Origin of the sequence: Salinimicrobium maris (assembly GCF_049680855.1) — a bacterium.
Classification (GTDB): domain Bacteria; phylum Bacteroidota; class Bacteroidia; order Flavobacteriales; family Flavobacteriaceae; genus Salinimicrobium.
Genome location: NZ_JBMPGS010000006.1, coordinates 1 through 20,241 on the forward strand (window position 1 = coordinate 1; position 20,241 = coordinate 20,241).

Sequence of the window (20,241 nt, forward strand, 5' to 3'; positions counted from 1 at the left end):
AACCAGCTCAAAGGTTGGTATTGCAGACTTAGGTCAATTCCTTTACGTTCGGTTTTACCGCTGGGTTCCACAATGCCTGCATCTCCAACATACACAAATTCCTGTTCGAGGAAAAGGTACCAAAATGCGATATACCTTTTGATTTTCCGGTTGTCCTTCTTGAGGGGAATATAAAATTATGCAATTTACAAAAAGCCCGCTCATATTATCTTTAGAACAGGACAGGAATAAAGGGTAAGGAGACAATATCATTCTAACTCACCAAGATACGCCGCACCTCTTTTCCTGCAGAGTAACTGAGGGGAATGTGGTGCGGCTAGAGAATCATGGTCACAAGCATAAAAGCTTATCCTTCCGTTCCACTAATCCGCCCCTGAAGAGGGTTGGAATCACTTTACTCTGGGAACAATTTTTTGCTTAAGACCGCTGCAACAAATTTTTTCAACATACACAGTAAATATCAGTCTTTGTTCTCACCTTCAATACTTTACCATTTTTTTTCCTCTTTCGCACTATAACAAAGGAGTAGGAAGAAAAGTTGAAACTGATTGCAAACCCAAAACATTTCGTAATGCCCTCTATGCCTTTTTTGGGGCGGGTGATTTTTTCTTGCAGAGTTGATCCTGGATCTATTCAGTTGAAGTTATTTAGAAGGAAGAAATATAAATTTTTGAATGTTGTACCTATGTTGTACCTCAAATAAAAAAGCCGACTCGTTAAAGTCGGCTTTTCTCAGTCTGTGCGGGCGGGGAGACTCGAACTCCCACACCGCGAGGCACTAGATCCTAAGTCTAGCGTGTCTACCAATTCCACCACGCCCGCATTTCAATATGATTGCTTGTTGTAAGCGGATGCAAATATAAGTAAATGTTTCAATTTGCAAATAGAAAAAGCAAAAAAAATTACTTCAGTATAAAATTTTTAGAACCTTGGAATAAAATCTCTCAAATGTCCCTTTTATCAGCCCCAATCAATTTTCTTACCTTTACTTCTCAATAAAAACAGACTTATGCAAGATATAAAAAAGTATGTGGAAGAAAATAAAGACCGGTTCGTAGATGAACTTATTGATCTTCTTAAAATTCCATCTATTAGCGCAGATTCTTCTTATAAGGGCGATCTTCTAAAAACGGCTGAAGCTGTAAAAAATCGATTGCAGGAAGCCGGATGTGATAAAACTGAACTCGTAGAAACTCCGGGGAATCCCGTGGTCTATGGAGAGAAAATTATTGATGAAGATTTACCTACAGTACTGGTGTACGGTCACTATGATGTGCAACCGCCAGATCCTGTGGATCTTTGGGATAGTCCACCATTTGAACCGGTAATAAAGGAAACAAAAATTCATCCCGAAGGTGCCATTTTTGCCCGTGGAGCCTGTGATGACAAAGGCCAAATGTACATGCACGTGAAAGCGCTGGAGTACATGACCAAAAATGATCAACTGCCCTGCAACATCAAATTTATGATTGAAGGAGAAGAAGAGGTTGGAAGTGAAAACCTGGAATGGTTTCTGGAAAGATATGCAGAAAAAGTTGCCAACGATGTAATCCTCATTAGTGACACCGGGATGATTGCCAAAGACACTCCTTCCATTACCACGGGCTTACGCGGACTCAGCTATATGGAAGTGGAAGTGACAGGCCCAAACCGTGATCTTCACAGCGGACTTTACGGTGGGGCGGTGGCCAACCCCATTAACGTACTTTCGAAGATGATCGCTTCCTTGCAGGATGAAAATAACCATATTACTGTTCCCGGCTTTTATGACAATGTGGAAGAGCTTTCTGAGGAAGAGCGCTCAAAAATGGCAGAAGCACCCTTCGATCTTGAAGATTACAAGAAGAAACTTAATATAGATGACGTGCAGGGGGAGAAAGGCTATTCTACCCTTGAAAGAGGTTCTATAAGACCTACCCTTGATGTAAACGGAATATGGGGAGGCTACACAGGCGAAGGAGCAAAGACAGTGTTACCTTCTAAGGCCTATGCGAAAATTTCTATGCGATTGGTGCCAAACCAGGACTGGAAAGAGATTAGTGAATTATTTAAGAAACATTTTGAGAGCATTGCGCCAAAGAGTGTAAAAGTGAAGGTTAATACCCATCACGGCGGTCAGGCCTATGTCACTCCTATTGATACGCTGGAGTACCAGGCTGCCAATGACGCTTATGAAGAAGCCTTCGGGAAAACACCCATTCCACAGCGTAGCGGGGGAAGTATACCAATTGTTTCGCTCTTTGAAAAAACTATGAAAAGTAAGACTATTCTTATGGGCTTTGGATTAGATACCGATGCCATTCATTCCCCAAATGAACACTTCGGAATCTGGAATTACCTCAAGGGCATTGAAACCAATCCACTGTTTTTTAAACATTTTGCGAAATTGAAAGAGGCTCAAAAATAGCATTTTTGACACCTTTATTTTCAGAATTATTTTATGAACCCTTCCGGCATCTGCCCGGGAGGTTTTTTATTTCTGAAGAAAGGAATTTTGGTTCCGGCATGGAATAGCAGGAAGTGAAAATCCCCTGCTATTTCTCTTTCATGAGAATTTCCACGACATCATCCCAATTATTGGCACGGGTATGATGGGAATGTTCAACATTGTGAAAAGCATGAAACATAATAGCTTTCCCCTGGCAATAATCGAGATTTTTGATGTGATCATCCACCATAAAATCGGTATTTATAACACTTTTATCACCGCAAAAAATAATGTTTTTCCAGGTTATGAATGGAAAATGCTCTTTTAGCCACTCCAGTTTTTCTGAAAGGCTCAGCGGAAATTCCATGGCGGCAGAAACAATATAAATATCAAAATGCTCCTGAAGTTGTTTCACGGCCTTTATTGCACCCGGCATTACAGGTACAGTGCTAAAGAAGCCTGCACTGGAGGCAAATTTCTTCACCAGGCCTTTTTCAGGAAAAGCTTCTTCTTCAGGTTTTCCTAGCAGGTCATCCTTTGTCATTTTAATGTGGTAATCCCGCTCATACCAGTGGAGGAAATGTGCTTCAACATCGGCAATAACTCCGTCCATATCTACGGCAACTGTTTTCTTCATAGTGTCTAGTATTTGATGTTCATAGTAAAGGTAAGTCTTTAAAAAGGAGCAGCCGACAGGTATAAATTATTGGTTGCAAACTTGATGTTGAATTAATTGTGGTTCTATATTTGTAGAATTAAATAATTATTCTACATTTGTAGATGTCAATCTAATATTGTAGAACAAATGCAGTTATCTAAGTCTGAAGAACAACTCATGCAAATACTCTGGAAACAGGAAAAAGCATTTATGAAGGATCTTATAGATGCGTATCCCGAGCCAAAACCAGCGCAGACAACAGTGGCTACACTTCTAAAGCGTATGCAGGACAAGAATTTTGTTGATTATAAACAATACGGTAGGTCAAGAGAATATTTTCCGCTGGTTAAAAAGAAAGATTACTTTTCCCGGCAGGTAAATGGGATGATCAAGAACTTTTTTAATGATTCCGCTTCCCAGTTCGCGTCCTTTTTTACTAAGGAAGCAGATCTCACGAGGGAGGAACTGGAAGATTTACGAAGCCTTATCGATGAGGAAATTAAGAATAAATAGATATGGAAATCTATTTCCTAAAATCGGCGGCCTGTTTGGCCATTTTAATGCTCTTTTATAAACTGCTGCTTGAGCGGGAAAACATGCACGTTTTCAAAAGATTCTATTTGTTGAGTGCCGTGCTGGTTTCATTTATAATTCCCTGGATCACTTTTACTTCCTATGTTGAAGTCGCTGGCGTTCCTTCTGCTTCCCCTCTTAAAGTGGAAGCTGCGGGTGGAGCAGGGGAAGCTTTGGAATTAAATTTCCTGTTACCAGTTGTTTTATGGACAATTTACGGGTTTGGCATCTTATTCTTTGGTGTCAAATTCTGTCGTAACTTTCAGAAAATTCTGCAGAGGATTCATCAGAATCCGAAAGTTAAAACCGACCAGGTTACCAACGTGTTGCTAACAGAGGAAGTAACTCCACACACTTTCTGGAGTTTCATTTTTCTAAATCAGAGGAAATATGAGAAGGGAAAAATTCCACCCGAGGTATTTGAGCATGAACGCGCCCACGCATTACAAAGACATACGTTGGACATCCTTATAATGGAACTGCTACAAGTGATCTTCTGGTTCCATCCCCTCTTGTATTTAGTGAAAAGAGCTATAAAACTGAACCATGAATTTCTTGCAGACCGTGCGGTGATCAATCATGGAGTAAACACATCAACATATCAGGAAACGCTGCTGGCATTTTCATCGGGTGCCGCTAACAGCAGCTTTGTTAATTCAATTAATTATTCATCAATTAAAAAACGATTTATAGTTATGAAAGCACACACATCAAAAAGAAGGATTTGGGAAAGAAGCCTGTTACTGCTTCCGCTAATGGCACTACTGCTGTACAGCTTTAGCACGAAAAAAACAATGTTCACAAATCTCGCTTCTTCAAAAAATGTTACTTCCGAAGTTTTGGAAATTTCCATAGATGAAAAAGGCGACATTATATTTGCCGGAAGTGCAATGAACCTCCATGAGATTCGGGAGAATCTGGAGCCGGGTGATTATACCAGTTATACTATAATGGCATCTCCTGCGGCCCCAGAACAAGTGGTAAAGGAAATTATAATGGCAGTAGCAAGATTGAAAGTAGAAGGAACAGTAACCGTATGTTCTTCCGGGGAAGAAAATCTCGACACGAAAGCCAGGCAGAGTGAAGTCATTCCAGCGGATGATTTCCAGGAAAAAGCCACCCCTCAAATGGTAGCCGAATATAATAAATGGGCAAAGCATTATAAGGAAAATGAAGATGACCTGGTTGAAAAAACAGTATGGGAAAGGATGAAGTATATCTACAGCATAATGACTGCTGAACAAAAAAACAGTTCTGAAGATTTTCCTTCTTTAAATTCAAACCAGGTCATCACCGTTGTAGAGGAGAAACAACAGGAGAGGTCTGTCGAAAGGAAGGAAGAGAGACAACAGGAAAGAGCTGCTATTAAGCGGGAAAGAGAACTTATACGGGAGGAAAGAATAGCAGCACGACAGGAAAGGGAAGCAGCACAGTCTGAGAGGCGTGAAAGAATCATAGGAAGAAGAGTGAAGGGAGAAAACCCACCACCACCGCCACCTCCTGCGCCTAGAGATACTAAAAGAGGAGAGATACCGCCACCGCCGCCTCCTGCACCTGAGAAAATGGATGTTCCCATGCCTCCACCACCACCGCCATCACCTGTTGAAGCCGTGAAGAAATGGATGGAAGAAGGAGCAACTTTCTTCTACAACGGAAAAGCAGTTTCCGGAAAAGAAGCACTGGAAGCAGTTCAAAAAAATGATGGAAAGAACCTCAATGTGCAGGTCCAGGAAAACAACTCCGGTAAAACTGTCAGGATTTCAGATAACAATAAATAAGGTCAACGATCCTTGAATTTTGGTAAATACAAAAAACACAAAGGCGTGGAAATTCCGCGCCTTTGTGTTTATACCTTTTTTACAAATTTTGTCAGGATCACGATTTGTTGTCCGTCTACTTTACCTTCAATTTGTTCAGAATTGTCGTGCACCAGAGAAACCCGCCTCACAGCAGTTCCTCTTTTTGCAACCATACTGGAGCCTTTTACGTTTAGATCTTTAATTAAAACCACTGTGTCCCCACTTTCTATAGTGGCGCCATTACTGTCTTTATGAACAATTGATGAGCCGTTGGTTTCTTGTTTTTGTCCGGCTTCGGCCCATGCTTTTGTTTCCTCTTCCATGTACATCATATCCAGTAAATCCTGTGGCCATCCTTCACCACGTAGCCGTTTTAGCATTCTCCATGCCATTACCTGGACGGCCGGAATGGTGCTCCACATGCTGTCATTGAGACAACGCCAGTGATTAGGGTCTGTTTTTTCAGGATCTTCTATCTGCTCTTTACAGGTGGTGCAAATCAAGATGTGATTTTCAACTCCTTCAGGAGATTCAGGAATTTCGTATATCTGTAGATCTTCAGTAGAGGTGCAGAGTTCACATTTTGATCCGCTTCTCTGAAATAGTTCTTGCTCCAGGTTCATGTTTAGGGAAATTTGATTTGGCAAAAATAGGTTTTTTGAGTGTCATTTAATTCTGGAACCCTATCTTCAATAGATGTTGCCAAAAACAGAAGCTGTTTCTTCGTTTAAGCCGCAGATACTAAATTTTTCTCCTTCGGCCAGAATTTTAAATATTTACTCCTTCAGTTTAAACTGCAGTTTAGGCTTTGCAACTCAGAAAGGCTGTCAAAAATAGCATTTTTGAGGCTCTTTAGCTGCTCCTATTTGAAACATAATTGACGTTCTTAATCCTCTTCCGTCAAAAGAGCACAATGGATATTATCCGCGAGACTTTTTAGTTCCCTTTAATCCGCTCCCAAAGATCTATTAGAATCTTTTTTGCTTCACTTCGATCTTTTTCCGTTTCTTCCACTTTTAGCTCTCCATTTTCTTCAATTAGTTTGTAGCTAAATGTAAAATCAGAATTTGGATTTGAAGGATTCAACTGGCCAAATCTAAGGTCGTTAAAAATTAATTGACCATCTTGTGAGGAAATGGTATACCAGCCATTGGTAATATCAATTAACTGCTGAATTGTTTCATGTTTCCGCAGGGAGCCGAGATACGCATGATTCTTCGGAAAAACATGAAATCTGATCATATCTTCATCAAAAAAGGAATAGTCCGCAGTTAAAAAAGCGTCTTCCGTTTCTACATTGGCATTCCATAAAATCGTGTTGAGCGGGGAAGGCCTAGTTTCCATTCTCTCATAAAAAATTCCCTGTTGCTCCAGGCTCTCTTCAAATTGCAGGTAAGCCATACTTTTTAAAACCAGACTTGAAAGCAAATAAGTGGTGCTTATGATAAGCCCAAGGTTATTGTATCTTTTTCTTTTAAGGCTGCCACGTTTTTGCCGCATCGCCATGATGAGAAATATCAAAAATGGCAATGTATAAAGCGGATCTATGACAAAAATGGACTTAAAGGCGAGCCGAATATCCAGCGGCCAAAACAGCTGCGTGCCCCAGGTAGTAAATGCATCCAGGATGGGATGGGTGAGCAATCCCCAGAACATGAGTTTCGTCCAATCCTTCCAGGTTGCAGATGACTTGTGTTCTATTTTCGAAATGAGGTATCCAAAAAGCGGCGCCGCGAGTATGGAAAAAACAATGGAATGACTAAAACCGCGGTGCCATTCAATGGCGGTGACAGGATCTGTAAGATAACCGGCAAAAGTATCAAGATCGGGGATGGTTCCTGCTAAGGCGCCATACAAAATGGCCTTATTATCTACTTTCTTTCCTAAAATCGCCTCTCCCACGGCGGCACCGAGTACTATTTGCGTTAGTGAATCCATTATTTGATTGTAGAATGTCTATTGTTTAATGTAAATAATTGTACGTTGAACAACCTCTCGACTCCGCTCGAGGTGACATTCAGCGTTAACTCAATTTAAATCGCCCGCTTCAAATATTATTCTTTAACTCTATTTTTTAACTGAAGACTGAATACTGATCACTGAGAACTTTTTTCAATCAACGATCTCCATCTTCTTCAGTAAAAATGAAGCATTCATATTCTGGCAAACCCCCGTTTTGAATTTGTAATCAAAATGCAGTTCATTGTTGATGATTTCAGCATCAAAATAGTAATTCTTTACCTGCGGCAGTTCTTCGGAAACTTCACAAAGGCTTAAATCGTGTGTGGCGATGATTCCCGTAGATTGTGAACCAACAAGTTTTTCTATGAATTTTCGGGAGCCAATGGCCTTATCTGTACTGTTGGTGCCTTTCAGGATCTCATCCAGAATGATAAAATATTTGTCCTTTTTTATCTCGTCTACAATGAATTTTAATCGTTTTAATTCTGAAAAGAAATAAGATTCATCATCTGTCAGGGAATCTGTGGTGCGCATGCTGGTGATGAGCTTTATGGGCGAGTACTTACAGGAAGCCGCGCACACCGGAAGGCCAACATTTGCCATTAAAATATGTAATGATACGGTTCTCAAAAATGTGCTTTTTCCTGCCATATTTGCTCCTGTGATGATAAAGAACTGTTCTTTTCCAATAGAAAAATCATTGGCGATCCTTTTTTCGGGATCAAGGAGCGGATGTGCAAGTTTTGTTGTTTCAGTGATGTGCGCGTCCATATTTTGCTCGGGGAAGACGTAATGTGGATGGTTAAAACTGAAATTCCCAAGGGAGTTGTAGGCATCCATAAATTCAATCGCCTGAAACCATTTTTCAACATTTTCACCATGTGCCGTTATCCATTTTTCCAATCTGTAAGACTGGCGCAGATCCCATAGAAGGAATCCGTTGCCCAGGATTCCGAAGATCATATTATTTCGTTGGTCCAGCGCGTCAATGGCTTTGGAAAATTTCTTCAGGATGAGGGAAGCTTTTTTCTTTTCAGATTTGATAAGTTCTTTTTTCTCCTTCAGAAGCTGAGAAGAGAACGTGGTGCTTTCAATAAGTGCCAGCAGCTGATAGTACTGGTGAAAGGTATCCTGAACTTTGCTTACCCGGGCAGATAGTTCATTGATCTTTTTCAGGTAAATTCCTGTAATTCCCAATCCTATAAAAAACCAGATCCCGAGCTGAATTCCGCTGACAAAGTCGAGAAAGAATCCTGTGATGATGATAATTGAGAGAGCGGTGAACACCCACGGAAGCCATTTCATGATTTTCGGAACAAAAGTTCTATAATTCTTAAGCCATTTTAAAATTACATTGGAGCGGTTTTCGGTTTGCACCAAAGTTGCCAGCGCCGAAAAATTTTGTCGCCAATCGGCTTTTTTGGATAATTCTTTTACAGCATTTTGCTTGGCTTCAATTCCGTCGATTTCATTTTCCAGAAGAATATGGGCCAATTTATGGCTACCTTCTGTGAGCGCCGTGCGGTTGAGGAATTGATAAAAAGAACCTTTCCCAAAGAGATCGATATCCTGGCTGTACAAATGCAAAGGATTCTCAAACTCTTCGCCCGTTGGTAAATCGTGAAAATTCCTGTTTAGGACAGCGATTTCAGTTTGATTGATCTTGATAAGTTTCCGGTATTTGTCGCGCTCATACCTTAGATCTGAATGTTTTGAAACCAGGAAAACAAAAATTCCAATTCCCACGATTAAAACCGGGACAAGTACAGTTAAATTTCCGAAGAAATTGTAAACCGCCCATGCGAGAGCAAGGAAAATAAGAAGCCGGGCAAGACTTGAAAATGACAGTTTGCGGGAGGCTTTTTCTAAATATGTTTGATATTTTTTTATCTGGGAGTTATAGAATTCTATGGGATTCTTCATTAATTAAGATTCAAGATTTTTCAATTCTGACTGCTGTTTCTTTGTGAAGCCACTCACTACGAGATCATACGAATGGTCAATGAGTTGTGTGACAAGGGCAGGAGGAAGGTTTTGAGATTCAACACTGTTCCAGTGCTTTTTGTTCATGTGGTATGCGCTTAAAATCTTACCTTCATGTTCTTCCCGAAGCTCAATTGCACGCGCAGGATTACATTTTAGGCTCACCTTTAATGGCGTATTTTCTAGCCCGACTAATGCATACATTTTTCCCAGTACTTTAAATACAAGTGCATCGGGACCAAAAGGAAGTTCTTCAGTCGTGCCGGCCTTTTGAAGGCAATAACTTCTTATTTCTTCAATGTTCATTAACTGGTTTTTAAATTTTTCCCGTTACCACCAATCTCTCCTAAATGAGTAAATTTAAACCCTTTTTCATACTTGAGTCCGTAGCCCAGCATTCTGTCAAAGGCAGCATGGGCGAAAAAGATGATTCCTGCCAGTTGAAGCACTTCGGAAGTAAAATAAAATCCGGCTAAAAAAACAAGAACTGCAACGGCTTTGTGATGAAAAAGATTGTAGGTAATAGCTCCCGCTTTATTTCCGAAGAGATATCCCAATATTCCAACATCTGGAGTAAAAAGCAATGCGAGAAACCACCACCAGTCGAAATTAAGCAGATTAAAAGCAAAAATCCCCAACAGGAACATTGCCAGTTCCTCAAGTTTTAAAATTATTTTCATCTCATTCAATTTTATACAAAACAGGTTTTGAAGGGGCGGCGTCATTTTCGAAAGAGGCTACCTGAAGGTTCAGGAAATAAATTCCATCTACCACTTTTGCAGGGACATAAATTAATTCTGAAATGGTGGAATTAAAGCGGGTGTTCTTGGGATAGTCCCAAAAAGCTTTGTGAGCCAGTAATTTTCCATCATCTTTTTCTTTGTCTATTGAGGGCTGATCGATCAACAAATGTTCAATGCCACATTCCCGAATATATTTTGCAGCAGTTTCTTCGAGGTAAGGCCAGTTCGTGTGCGAATATTGTTTACTTCTCTTGGCAATGGAGTTGGGAAGGGTCCTTATGATGAGAGCTTCAGCTTCATTCCTGCTAAAAATTTTTTCAAGCTGGCTTCTTGTAATAACCTGGTCTTCACCCTTAGGCTGAGGTTCTACCGAGATTACTTTGGCTTTAAAAAAGAAGGTTTTTAGTGCTGCATTAATGCTGTGAAACTCTGGTGTAATATGCCCAACACACTCGGTGTGCGTGCCATGCCCATGCGGATTAAAATAAATATTGTTGAAATTCGTAGAGGCGCCTTTACTTACTTTGCCCGTCCAGTTGCCTTCTGTTACCGGTTCGATCCTGGGAGCTTTTAGATACCACGCAACAGGATTCGCCCCATCCCCACGCAGGCTCAGTGAAATGTCAAGGGGTTTTGAAAGATCAATATGATATTGCTGGTTGTTATGTTGTATGATTGTTTTCATGCGCCATGAAGGCTATATTTAGAAGGTCATTAAAAGCTCACTTACATAAGGTGCTAAAAATGACATTTTTAAATCTCATTTTATTTTAATGGTTACAGACGCTGAAATAAATTCAAAATGACGGCTCTTACTTATTCTATATGTCATGCTGAACTTGTTTCAGCATCTCATCGTGCTAGTTCAAAATAATTTCATTTTGTAAGGAAAAGACCCTGAAACAAGTTCAGGGTGACGTTATTGCTTTTTATTTCGTCATGCTGAACTGGTTTCAGCATCTCATTCCATAGAACGAAATTCAGCTATAAATTTATGAAGAATAAATCTGCGGCAATACCATCGCTCAAAAACTTTGCTTTTTTGGAAATATGAAGGTGATCGCCTTGCTTTTCAAGCATTTTATCCTGTATAAATCTTTGTGCTTCGTTTAGAAGGTACTCTTGATATTCCGCACCGAAATTGACACGGACTTCCTGCAAAGAAATCCCCCATTTCGTGCGGAGGCGGGTCATAATATATTCGTTATACTTATCGGTGACTGTGAGTTCTTCTACTTCGGCAGGAATTTCCCCTTTTTCAATGGCTTTTAGGTAGAGAATATTGTTGTTGATATTCCATTTTCTGTGATTGCCGTCAAAGGAATGTGCAGAAGGGCCAATTCCCAGGTACGGCTTTCCAAACCAGTAGGTGGTATTGTTTCGTGAGAAATAGCCTGGTTTTCCAAAGTTAGAAAATTCGTAATTCTCAAATTCGGCATTCTCCAGCACTTCGATCATCAGCTCATAATGCCCTTTTGCAGCATCTTCATCTACAGGAGAAATCTTTCCTTTTTCTATAAGTTTTTTCAATGCGGTTTTGGGTTCTACTGTTAAGGCATAGCTGGAAATATGCGGCACACCCAGGTCTAAGGCTGTAGTGAGATTCTGCAACCAGCGTTCATTGCTCATTCCCGGGATTCCGTAGATGAGATCAATCGAAATATTGTCAAAATAATTACGAGCTAGTTGAATAGATTTTAATGCTTCGTTTTCATTGTGCGCCCGGTTCATCATTTTCAGGTCTTCTTCAAAAAAAGACTGGACGCCGATGCTTAACCTGTTTATAGGAGAAGTTGCGAACATTTTCAGTTTTTCTTCAGAAAGATCATCTGGATTGGCTTCCAGCGTGATCTCCGGATTTTTAGCAACTTTAAAATTAGAGAAAATAGTGTCAAAGATCTGCTCGAGCTCTTCAGAAGTCAATAGGGAAGGCGTTCCACCGCCAAAGTAAATTGTCTCAATTTCTCCTGAAATCTCCCCTTTTCGAAGCTCCAGTTCTTTGCATAAGGCTTTCACCACTTCATTCTTCTTCTTCATGGAAGTCGAAAAATGGAAGTCGCAATAGTGGCATGCCTGCTTACAGAAAGGGATGTGGATATACAAAGCCCCACCCGACCTCCCCAATGGGGAGGAGTTCAAAATTTTATTTTTTTCTGTTGTGTTCACTGGGAATAGATTTCCCCCTGTGGGGGTGAGGGGGCTTTTATTGTACTTTCTTCGGGTTTTGCTTTACGAACGCGGCCCAGCCGGTGTAGCTTTTTCCGGTTGTAACTTTCCCGGAATTATAGAAATGGCAAACCGCAGCGGCAAGTCCGTCGGTGGCATCCAGATTCTTTGGGAGTGTCTTTAGCCCTAAAAGGCTTTGTAGCATTCGCGCGACCTGTTCCTTGCTGGCGTTTCCGTTTCCGGTGATCGCCATTTTTATCTTTTTTGGAGAATATTCGGTTACCGGGACTTCCCTGCTTAAGCCGGCAGCCATGGCGACGCCCTGCGCACGGCCAAGCTTTAACATAGATTGCACATTCTTTCCGAAGAAAGGAGCTTCAATCGCAATTTCATCGGGATGAAAATTATCGATGAGTTCAATGGTGCGTTCAAAAATAAGCTTCAGTTTAACGTAAGGATCATCATACTTTTGCAGGTGCAATTCATTGAGCTGCAAAAAGGTCATTTTCTTGTTGGCGACCTTGATCAACCCAAAGCCCATGATATTTGTTCCGGGGTCAATGCCAAGTATGATTTTTTCGGTATTCAAAAGCTTCGTATTATTGCAGGTAAATTAGATACTTATTCAGGAGAAACACGAGTATTTCTCCTCAGGAACCTATGGGGAACCAATCGCACAAAGCTAAGCAATTCTTATTACTACTTCTTAAAATACTGGTGGTATTGGCCGCAGTATTGTTCATTGTATTTAAATTAACTTCAAGTGACGAGCTTCATTTTGGAGATTTCATCGCGACCTTAGACCAGTACCGGGTTTTTTCTTTGCTCAACATTTCTGTGCTGCTCTTACTAAGTTTTCTTAACTGGTTGTTCGAGATCAAAAAATGGCAGATTTTGAGTAGTTCCATAAGACGAAATACAACTAAGAGAGCCACAAGGGAAAGTCTGGCGTCATTTACTGCCGCTATCTTTACACCCAGTAGAATTGGAGAATACGGCGCAAAATCTCTGTATTATCTCAAACCCGCGCGAAAGAAAGTTATTTTCCTGAATTTCGTGGGAAATACTTCACAGCTGTTTGTCACCTTTTTCTTCGGAATTGTTGGTCTTCTTTACCTCTTGTCGCAAATGGATTTGCCTTTTAATGCACTCAACGGCTTATTAATGGCGGCCTTGCTGGTTGCCCCATTTCTTTTGTATTGGGTAATGAGGCATTTTAAATGGAAGATCAAAGGCTATTCTGTAGAAAAACTCGAGCAGTCATTTAAGAAAATTTCCCGAAAAGTGAGGATGAGAACTCTTTTGTATGCTACTTTACGATACCTCATTTTTACACACCAGTTCTATTTCTTTTTGATGATATTTAAAGTAGATCTTCCCTATTTGCTTGTAATTTCGGCAGTTTTCACCACCTATTTTCTATCGTCTATCATTCCTACAATGATGATCTTCGATGCGCTTATAAAAGGAGGTTTTGCGGTTTGGATCTTCGGACTTTTAAAGGTGCCTGAACTCGTTGTGCTGGTAATTGTACTTGCAGCCTGGATCCTTAATTTCGGACTTCCGGCTTTGGTAGGAAGTTATTTCGTGCTAAAATATAAGCCGCAAATGAGGCACCCGGCATGATCATCCTGGGTGCATTGATGACCTTTTTTTACGCCGGACTCATTCTTTTCCTGCTGTTTGGCTTCGGAAAAATCCCGGATTACGAAGCAAGAGAGGCAAAAGTTTTCCGGAGATTTTCTATTGTAATTCCTTTTCGAAATGAAGCTGAAAACCTGCAGCAATTGTTTCAATCCCTCTCGCAACTAAAGTATCAAAAAGGGCATTTTGAGATCATTTTTGTGAACGATGCTTCTGAAGATAATTCGGTGGTACTTTGTGAAAATTTCCGAAGGCACAATCCTGAAATAAATATCCAGATCATTGATTCCGTCCGAAGATGGGGTGCTCCTAAGAAAGATGCGATAACTACTGCCGTTGAAATGGCGAAAAATGAATACATCCTCACAACCGATGCCGATTGCAGCGTGCCGGAAAACTGGCTTTTGGAATTTAATTCTTTCATTGAAGAATTTAAATGCAGAATGATTGCAGCACCTGTGAAAATCGGTAAAATGGGGAGGCAAAAAGAAGGTTTTACAAGAATTTTTCAGGAAATCGATTTTTTGAGTCTGCAAGGCGCGACTATTGGCGGGTTTGGAGTGGAAAAGCCTTTTATGTGCAACGGAGCGAATCTTTGCTATGAAAAATATGCTTTTAAAGAGGTGAACGGGTTTTCGGGAAATGAAAATATTGCCAGCGGAGATGATCTTTTCCTCTTGGAGAAGTTCCAAAAAGAGGGTTTTAAAACAGAATTTTTAAAAAGTAATAGGGCTGTGGTTTCTACTTTAGCGCAGCCAGGCTTTAAAAGTCTTTTTTTTCAAAGAATTCGTTGGGCAGCGAAAACTTCAGCCTATAATAACCTTTTTGGAAAGTTCATTGCCATTACCGTTTTCCTGATGAATCTTTTAATTGTGACAGGTGCTTTAGCTGTAATCTCAGGATATTTTCCGAAGGATATTTCCCTGCTTTTCTTCCTTATAAAATTCAACGTAGATTTTGTGATCATATATAGAACTTCAGTTTTCTTTGGTACTGAAAACGTGTTGAAAAACTATTTTTGGTGTAGTTTCATTTATCCTGTTTTTAGCTGTTTGGTGGCTTTTTTCTCGCTCTTTTTAAAATTTGAATGGAAGGGTCGCAGCTTTAAAAAGTAACTTTTATTTAATTACTTTCTATTTATTATTTCCTACATTTTCAACATGATAAGAGTAAAGCTGATTGTGATCTTTCTTTTCTTAGCTTCTTCTGCAAAATTGATGGCTCAGGAAATTTATATCATTGAAGGAGATACGCTTGAATTAATTCGTGAGGTTAATGGTACTTTAAGTCTTTTATGGAGCAGGGAGGGGAATGATTATCGTTATTTCCTTCAGAAGGGGAAAAAGGTGCTGGAGCTGAAAAATGAAAGAAAAGATGATAATTCTAAAACCTATCAAATTCAGCTGGAAGAGTTAACAGAAGGTGCCGGTCTTTCTGTAAGAGATGTGAAATTCAGGCTATACAGTCTTAAGCATTTTACCAACCGCTACAATGCGAGCGTGCAGGAAGATTACGAGTACAATGCGGCGAGTCCAAATATCCGCCAACGTGTAGGGCTTTTTACAGGCCTTTCCAATAATCCGTATTCTTCAAATCCTGAAAATATGCTCACGCCTGTGTTGGGACTTGAGTATGAACTCTATGATCCTAATCTTGCGCCGCGGCATTCGGTTTTTTTCCACTTGCGGCAATCTTTTAAAAGCAGTGAATATAATTATTCTTCTATGCAGCTTTCCCTTAATTACCGGGTCAAGGTCCTGTATTTAAAAAAATTTGATGTACATCTAGATACAGAACTTGCTACTTTGTACTATTCAACAGGCGATGTATATATAAGGAATGATGCCGGGGAAATTATAGAAGTGCAGGAGGAGGGCGGACTGGATTTTACGGCACCGCTTAGTTTTGGGATTGGCGCAGATATACGAATCTCAGAACATGGATTTATTACTTTTAGCTACAATGATATTGTTTCAGTCGTCCTGGACAGCAATGGTTCTTTCCTTTAGATTTTACGCTGGGATATAAATACAGCCTGTAGAAATTACTCGGCCTTGATGACGATGGGCATTCTAAATTTTGTCGCCACCGGAATGCCTCGCTTGCTGGCGGGATAAATGGTGGGCAGGGAATCTACACTTTCCCTTAGCCAGGATTTAATTTCAGGAAGGTGATGGGTGACAAGGCTGTCTACCAGTACAGAATCTATCGCCGGAATGCCTTTTTCGGAGATGCTGAGGTACAAGAGGAGGGTGTCTTCAAGAGATTCAGAAACTACGGGCTGTTTGGCTTCAAGCCGGGCATAAACATGGCTGGCCACTTTATTTCCGAAGCATTCTTTTGCCGCCTGTACTTCCATAATATCACGGCATTCCCGAAAGGCAGGATATTGATCTACATCATTCCAGTTAAGTTCGCGGGCTTCTGCAGAATAGATTTCTTCCGAAGATATTTTTTTTGTTTCAAACCGGTCACAACCCGAAAATACTAAAACAAGGAGCAGGAATAATGCTTTTTTCATTCAATTGGAAATTCTCATACAAGATCCAAAAATAGTGAATTTAAGCAGCTTAGGAAAAATTAGTTTCTGGATGCGATGGCATAGAATTTCCCGGTAATTTGCAGGAAATGGATTTACCGTGACATGTGGATTTCTTCGTCCAAATCTTTTCTTCTCTTTTTTGCGAGATATAAAAGATTCTGACTTCCCAGTTCTTCAAATTTGTTGATGTAAGCCTGGTAATAATTGCGGCGGGTTTCAAGATCCTTGAAGTAATTATCGGCTGCAATGGCACGTTCATAAAGCGCTCTTTCATTCATGGGATTTTCTTCTAGCGCTTTTTCGAAATATTCTAAAGCCTTCTTATAATCTTCCTTTAATTTATAGGTGAGGGCAAGACTAAGAAATTCGGCGTCAATGAGCTGGTCTTTCAGGATGATGGCCATTAGCAAATGTTGTTCAGACTTATCATAATCCCCTGTAAGGGCATAAATTTTTCCGAGCGCATGATGATTCCCTGCATTTTGATCTTCATATTCCAATGCCTTCTTGTAATTCTCTATAGCCTTTTTTGGATCCTTCTGTTGATAATAAGCATAGCCCAGTTTGGTATGAATGAATTCACTGCCCTGGCCAAGTTCTGCCAGTTTTTCAAATGCCTGAATAGCAGATTTATATTGATCGCTTCGGAAATGAGCCTGCGCCAGGATAGAGAGCAGGGAAGCATTGATGGGATTTACTTCAAGTCCCTGTTTGCTGAAAAATTTTGCCTGCTCATATTGTTTATGTGCCAGGAAATCTTTAGCAACTTTGTACAGCGCTTTTTGGTGTGTCATGTCTAGCGCGACAGTGGTCATGAAGTATTTTATAGCGGTGCTATCCCGCTGTTTCTCTTTTATTAGTCCCCGCTGATAGTGAAAAGTGGTATTTTTACGATACTTTTTGGAAAGACCTGCAAAAATACTGTCAGCTTTTTCCAGCTGATTCATCTTCATAAGCAACTTTCCGTAAGAAACTGCACTTAAAACTTGGTTGGGATCTTGCTCCAGAACGAGCTGGTAGTGCTTAGCCGCTTCCTTAGGATTTCCTTTAGCTTCCCACGCCTTCGCTAACCGGCTATGAATGACGACCGAATTGGAAGAAACATTTTCCAGTTGATCTATTGCTTCAGAATAATTTCCTACGGCATATAGGCTATCGGCCATGGACAAAGCCGAAGTTTGTGCTTCGGCTTTGCTGGCTATAAATAATAGTATAAAAGAAAAAATAAACTTATTCACCTACCTGAAATGAAATTGGTAAAGAATATAAAACTCCTACTTCCTGTCCTTCTTGTTTACCAGGCGTCATTTTTGGAAACTGGCTTACCACTTTGCGTGCTTCTTCTTCCAGTTGTGGCGAGGAGGCTCGAATTCCCATTTCTTCTACAGAACCGTCTTTCGTGATCTTGAACTGCACATAGATTCTGTTCACTCCGGGTTTTGCGTATGGTTTCGCGGCTTCAACATCAAAGTTGTTATTTACAAATGAATTGATCTTTTCACTCATGCATTCTTTTCTGGCTTCATTGGAGCTCAAACCTTCACATCCCGGAAAAACAGGGACTTCGTCTATGACTGCAAAAGGAACATCACCTCCAGAAAAACCTTTTGAAGAGGAAGAGGATCTTTTTACTGGTTCGCCAATCATGGAAATATTAGGCATACCTTCTTCAGCATTTTTTGTCATTTCCAACCCCGAAGTGCCATCGGTAATGCGGATAACTTGATAATCTGAATCTTTGAATCCGTTGAGGGCTTCTTTGATTATCGTTTCTTCTTCAGGAGTTCTACTTCCGAAGTTATCTACTTTAATGGTAAGAATTTCAGAAGAATCTACAGTTGATTTTTGTTCTAAAACTGTACTATCATCAATTTGCTCTGAACATGAAACGTAGGTAAGCATGGCCAGCATTAATGGCAGCAGAATTAAAAACTTAAACTTTGAAATGGTTTTTGATCTTGATTTTTGTAACATAACTATTCGTTTTTTGATTAATGAATGATTGAAAAATTGATTGATGAATGAAATATTTTCTGTGCTAAAAGCCGTGTTTAGCAATTGCTGGTAGTAAGTTCTTTTTTCAACTGTTTTTACCACGCCTGCATCGGCAATGAATTCGTGAAGCACCGCAATTCTGGCCTGGTAGATGTAAATAAGCGGATTGAACCACAAGATGATCTTTAGAAGTTCGAAAAAGAGCAAATCTGCGCTGTGTTTTTGGTCAGCATGAATTTTTTCATGAGATAATATCTGGTCCATTTCTTCTTTTTTAAGCTGGTCTCCTAAAAACACACTGTTGAAGAAAGTACACGCAATATTAGAGTTGGGAACTTGGATAATTTTCAGTTTATTTTCAGTAGAAATAACCCTGTTCTTAAACAGCCTTTTTAGAACCTTATATTTCCTGATAAATAATATAGAATTTATCAAGGCACCTAAAAGATATAATACAAGCCACCAGTTAATTTCTAGGGAATTAGAAACTTCGGCAGGTCCTGTAGTGGTAGCTGCGGAAGCAGCCGCTCCACCAAGATAAACTTCAGGAAGCATTACCAGTGATTCTGAAGGAACCATTTTTCCAAGGCTTTCAAACTGAAGTAGAGGTAGGGCTATTGCAACAATTGGGGTAAGTAATAAGTACCAGCGGTTGTATGCAAAGAAGGTTTCTTTTTTGAGCAGTAAATCGTATGTAAGCAGGAATAATAGCTGGAAAATTACTGCCTCTATGATATATTGTGTCATTTCGAATCATTTTTGTTCATTTCCTTTAAAATAGCCTCCAGTTCTTTGGTGTCAAGGTCATTTTTCTTCACGAAAAAAGAAACCATGCTTTTAAAAGAGCCGTTAAAGTAGTTTTCCATTAGCTTGGTCATACTTTGATTACTGTAGGTCTCTTTTTCTACCACAGGGAAATAGAGATAGCCTTTTCCTCTTTTTTCATGATCTACAAAACCTTTTGTCTCGAGAATTCTTATAATGGTTGAGACCGTATTGTAGGCCGGTTTGGGTTCAGGCATTTCATCGATTACAGATGCCACGTTTGCTTTTTTAAGCTTCCAGAGGATCTGCATGATCTCTTCTTCTGCTTTGGTGAGTTGTTTCATCGATACCTGATTTATAGTTTATAAATTATAAACATGAGATGCGATACTGCTAATATAAACTAAAATATTAGTTTCAACTAATCTATTAGTTATTTTTTCAAGATTTCTTTCTTTATCTTAGCCGGTAACAACAATTTTATGGATTTAATTTTACTTGTACTGGCCGCTGTTCTCCTGTTCACTGGGATGCTGGGAAGTTTTTTGCCAGTTTTGCCGGGAGTGCCTTTGAGCTGGGTGGGTCTTTTACTGTTTTACCTAACCTCTGTCGTTCCCATGAATTACCTCTTTCTGGGTGTTACATTACTGGTGACAATTGTAGTAGTGGTGCTTCAATATGCCATTCCGGCTCTGGGTTCAAAATACTTTGGTGGCAGTAAAAAAGGAATGATAGGAGCAACCTTAGGTCTAGTTGTGGGCATCTTTATTCCCATTCCGTTTGGTATTATAATTGGCGCATTTGCAGGAGCTTTTATTGGAGAGATTATAAATAAAAGTGATTCGCGTACTGCAACTAAGGCAGCATTTGGCTCTTTTATAGGTTTACTTGCTTCTACATTTATGGAATTTGTGGTAGCAGGAATCTTCTTTTTCCTTTTCTGCATCAGGTTATGGGAATATAGAGATGGCTTTTTCTAAAAT

20 protein-coding genes and 1 tRNA gene are annotated in these 20,241 nt (G+C 40.0%); 7 read left to right on the forward strand and 14 right to left on the reverse strand.

The features are described 5' to 3' along the window. Positions 1–740 precede the first annotated feature (740 nt). Positions 741–822 (reverse strand) — tRNA-Leu (locus ACOV1Q_RS14735). Positions 823–1,009: 187 nt separating this feature from the next. On the opposite strand from ACOV1Q_RS14735, the gene ACOV1Q_RS14740 reads away from it, so the two are divergent. Next, complete coding sequence (locus tag ACOV1Q_RS14740) at positions 1,010–2,407, forward strand: dipeptidase (RefSeq protein WP_424495162.1); 1,398 nt, start codon at positions 1,010–1,012, stop codon at positions 2,405–2,407. 127 nt (positions 2,408–2,534) lie between these two features. On the opposite strand, the gene ACOV1Q_RS14745 is transcribed toward ACOV1Q_RS14740, so the two are convergent. Then, the gene (locus ACOV1Q_RS14745; RefSeq protein ID WP_424495163.1) at positions 2,535–3,065 is read right to left on the reverse strand and encodes a 5' nucleotidase, NT5C type; all 531 of its coding nucleotides are present in this window, start codon (positions 3,063–3,065) and stop codon (positions 2,535–2,537) included. Positions 3,066–3,233: 168 nt separating this feature from the next. On the opposite strand from ACOV1Q_RS14745, the gene ACOV1Q_RS14750 reads away from it, so the two are divergent. Together ACOV1Q_RS14750 and ACOV1Q_RS14755 are read left to right on the forward strand one after the other, a co-directional pair. After that, positions 3,234–3,599 (forward strand): BlaI/MecI/CopY family transcriptional regulator, encoded by a 366-nt coding sequence (locus tag ACOV1Q_RS14750; protein WP_424495164.1) that lies wholly within the window; start codon positions 3,234–3,236, stop codon positions 3,597–3,599. Positions 3,600–3,601: 2 nt separating this feature from the next. Beyond that, on the forward strand, positions 3,602–5,437 hold the full coding sequence (locus ACOV1Q_RS14755; protein WP_424495165.1) for a M56 family metallopeptidase: 1,836 nt from the start codon (positions 3,602–3,604) through the stop codon (positions 5,435–5,437). A gap of 68 nt (positions 5,438–5,505) precedes the next feature. Here the strand turns inward: ACOV1Q_RS14755 and ACOV1Q_RS14760 are convergent, their stop codons facing one another. The 8 genes from ACOV1Q_RS14760 to ruvC all read right to left on the reverse strand — a co-directional run bounded on the left by ACOV1Q_RS14760 (position 5,506) and on the right by ruvC (position 12,901). Further along, complete coding sequence (locus ACOV1Q_RS14760) at positions 5,506–6,081, reverse strand: PhnA domain-containing protein (protein WP_424495166.1); 576 nt, start codon at positions 6,079–6,081, stop codon at positions 5,506–5,508. 313 nt (positions 6,082–6,394) lie between these two features. Continuing rightward, positions 6,395–7,396, reverse strand: coding sequence for a metal-dependent hydrolase (locus ACOV1Q_RS14765; protein WP_424495167.1), 1,002 nt, complete (start codon positions 7,394–7,396; stop codon positions 6,395–6,397). 174 nt (positions 7,397–7,570) lie between these two features. Further along, complete coding sequence (locus ACOV1Q_RS14770) at positions 7,571–9,343, reverse strand: MutS-related protein (RefSeq protein WP_424495168.1); 1,773 nt, start codon at positions 9,341–9,343, stop codon at positions 7,571–7,573. A gap of 3 nt (positions 9,344–9,346) precedes the next feature. Then, positions 9,347–9,709, reverse strand: a complete 363-nt coding sequence (locus tag ACOV1Q_RS14775; RefSeq protein WP_424495169.1) for an MmcQ/YjbR family DNA-binding protein — start codon at positions 9,707–9,709, stop codon at positions 9,347–9,349. Continuing rightward, entirely contained in the window at positions 9,709–10,083 is a 375-nt protein-coding gene (locus ACOV1Q_RS14780) for a DUF4260 domain-containing protein (RefSeq protein WP_424495170.1), read from the reverse strand. Before ACOV1Q_RS14780 ends, ACOV1Q_RS14775 begins: the two co-directional genes overlap by 1 nt. 1 nt (position 10,084) lies before the next feature. Continuing rightward, positions 10,085–10,831 carry a cyclase family protein gene (locus ACOV1Q_RS14785; RefSeq protein WP_424495171.1) on the reverse strand — a complete coding sequence of 249 codons (747 nt, stop codon included), beginning with the start codon at positions 10,829–10,831 and terminating at the stop codon, positions 10,085–10,087. Positions 10,832–11,130: 299 nt separating this feature from the next. Next, positions 11,131–12,270, reverse strand: a complete 1,140-nt coding sequence (hemW, locus tag ACOV1Q_RS14790) for a radical SAM family heme chaperone HemW (RefSeq protein WP_424495265.1) — start codon at positions 12,268–12,270, stop codon at positions 11,131–11,133. A 79-nt stretch (positions 12,271–12,349) separates the two neighbouring features. Further along, positions 12,350–12,901 (reverse strand): crossover junction endodeoxyribonuclease RuvC, encoded by a 552-nt coding sequence (gene ruvC, locus ACOV1Q_RS14795; protein ID WP_424495172.1) that lies wholly within the window; start codon positions 12,899–12,901, stop codon positions 12,350–12,352. A 71-nt stretch (positions 12,902–12,972) separates the two neighbouring features. Between ruvC and ACOV1Q_RS14800 the strand changes: the two genes are divergently transcribed. From ACOV1Q_RS14800 to ACOV1Q_RS14810, 3 genes are read left to right on the forward strand one after another with little or no spacing between them, the layout of a single operon-like run. After that, on the forward strand, positions 12,973–13,938 hold the full coding sequence (locus ACOV1Q_RS14800) for a lysylphosphatidylglycerol synthase domain-containing protein (RefSeq protein WP_489686618.1): 966 nt from the start codon (positions 12,973–12,975) through the stop codon (positions 13,936–13,938). Further along, on the forward strand, positions 13,935–15,071 hold the full coding sequence (locus ACOV1Q_RS14805; protein WP_424495174.1) for a glycosyltransferase: 1,137 nt from the start codon (positions 13,935–13,937) through the stop codon (positions 15,069–15,071). Before ACOV1Q_RS14800 ends, ACOV1Q_RS14805 begins: the two co-directional genes overlap by 4 nt. Before the next feature lie 45 nt (positions 15,072–15,116). Beyond that, positions 15,117–15,965: a hypothetical protein gene (locus ACOV1Q_RS14810; RefSeq protein ID WP_424495175.1), complete on the forward strand. Its 849-nt coding sequence runs from the start codon at positions 15,117–15,119 to the stop codon at positions 15,963–15,965. Positions 15,966–16,000: 35 nt separating this feature from the next. Here ACOV1Q_RS14810 and ACOV1Q_RS14815 read toward each other — a convergent pair whose 3' ends face one another. From ACOV1Q_RS14815 to ACOV1Q_RS14830, 4 genes are all read right to left on the reverse strand, one after another. Beyond that, positions 16,001–16,477 (reverse strand): hypothetical protein, encoded by a 477-nt coding sequence (locus ACOV1Q_RS14815; RefSeq protein WP_424495176.1) that lies wholly within the window; start codon positions 16,475–16,477, stop codon positions 16,001–16,003. A 113-nt stretch (positions 16,478–16,590) separates the two neighbouring features. Then, positions 16,591–17,736 carry a tetratricopeptide repeat protein gene (locus ACOV1Q_RS14820; RefSeq protein WP_424495177.1) on the reverse strand — a complete coding sequence of 382 codons (1,146 nt, stop codon included), beginning with the start codon at positions 17,734–17,736 and terminating at the stop codon, positions 16,591–16,593. Continuing rightward, complete coding sequence (locus ACOV1Q_RS14825) at positions 17,729–19,240, reverse strand: M56 family metallopeptidase (protein ID WP_424495178.1); 1,512 nt, start codon at positions 19,238–19,240, stop codon at positions 17,729–17,731. The genes ACOV1Q_RS14820 and ACOV1Q_RS14825 overlap by 8 nt, the downstream gene beginning before the upstream one ends. Further along, positions 19,237–19,602, reverse strand: coding sequence for a BlaI/MecI/CopY family transcriptional regulator (locus tag ACOV1Q_RS14830; RefSeq protein ID WP_424495179.1), 366 nt, complete (start codon positions 19,600–19,602; stop codon positions 19,237–19,239). Before ACOV1Q_RS14830 ends, ACOV1Q_RS14825 begins: the two co-directional genes overlap by 4 nt. Before the next feature lie 138 nt (positions 19,603–19,740). Here ACOV1Q_RS14830 and ACOV1Q_RS14835 point away from each other — a divergent pair, with 138 nt between their 5' ends. After that, positions 19,741–20,238, forward strand: coding sequence for a DUF456 domain-containing protein (locus ACOV1Q_RS14835; protein ID WP_424495180.1), 498 nt, complete (start codon positions 19,741–19,743; stop codon positions 20,236–20,238). The last annotated feature ends 3 nt before the right edge of the window (positions 20,239–20,241 follow it).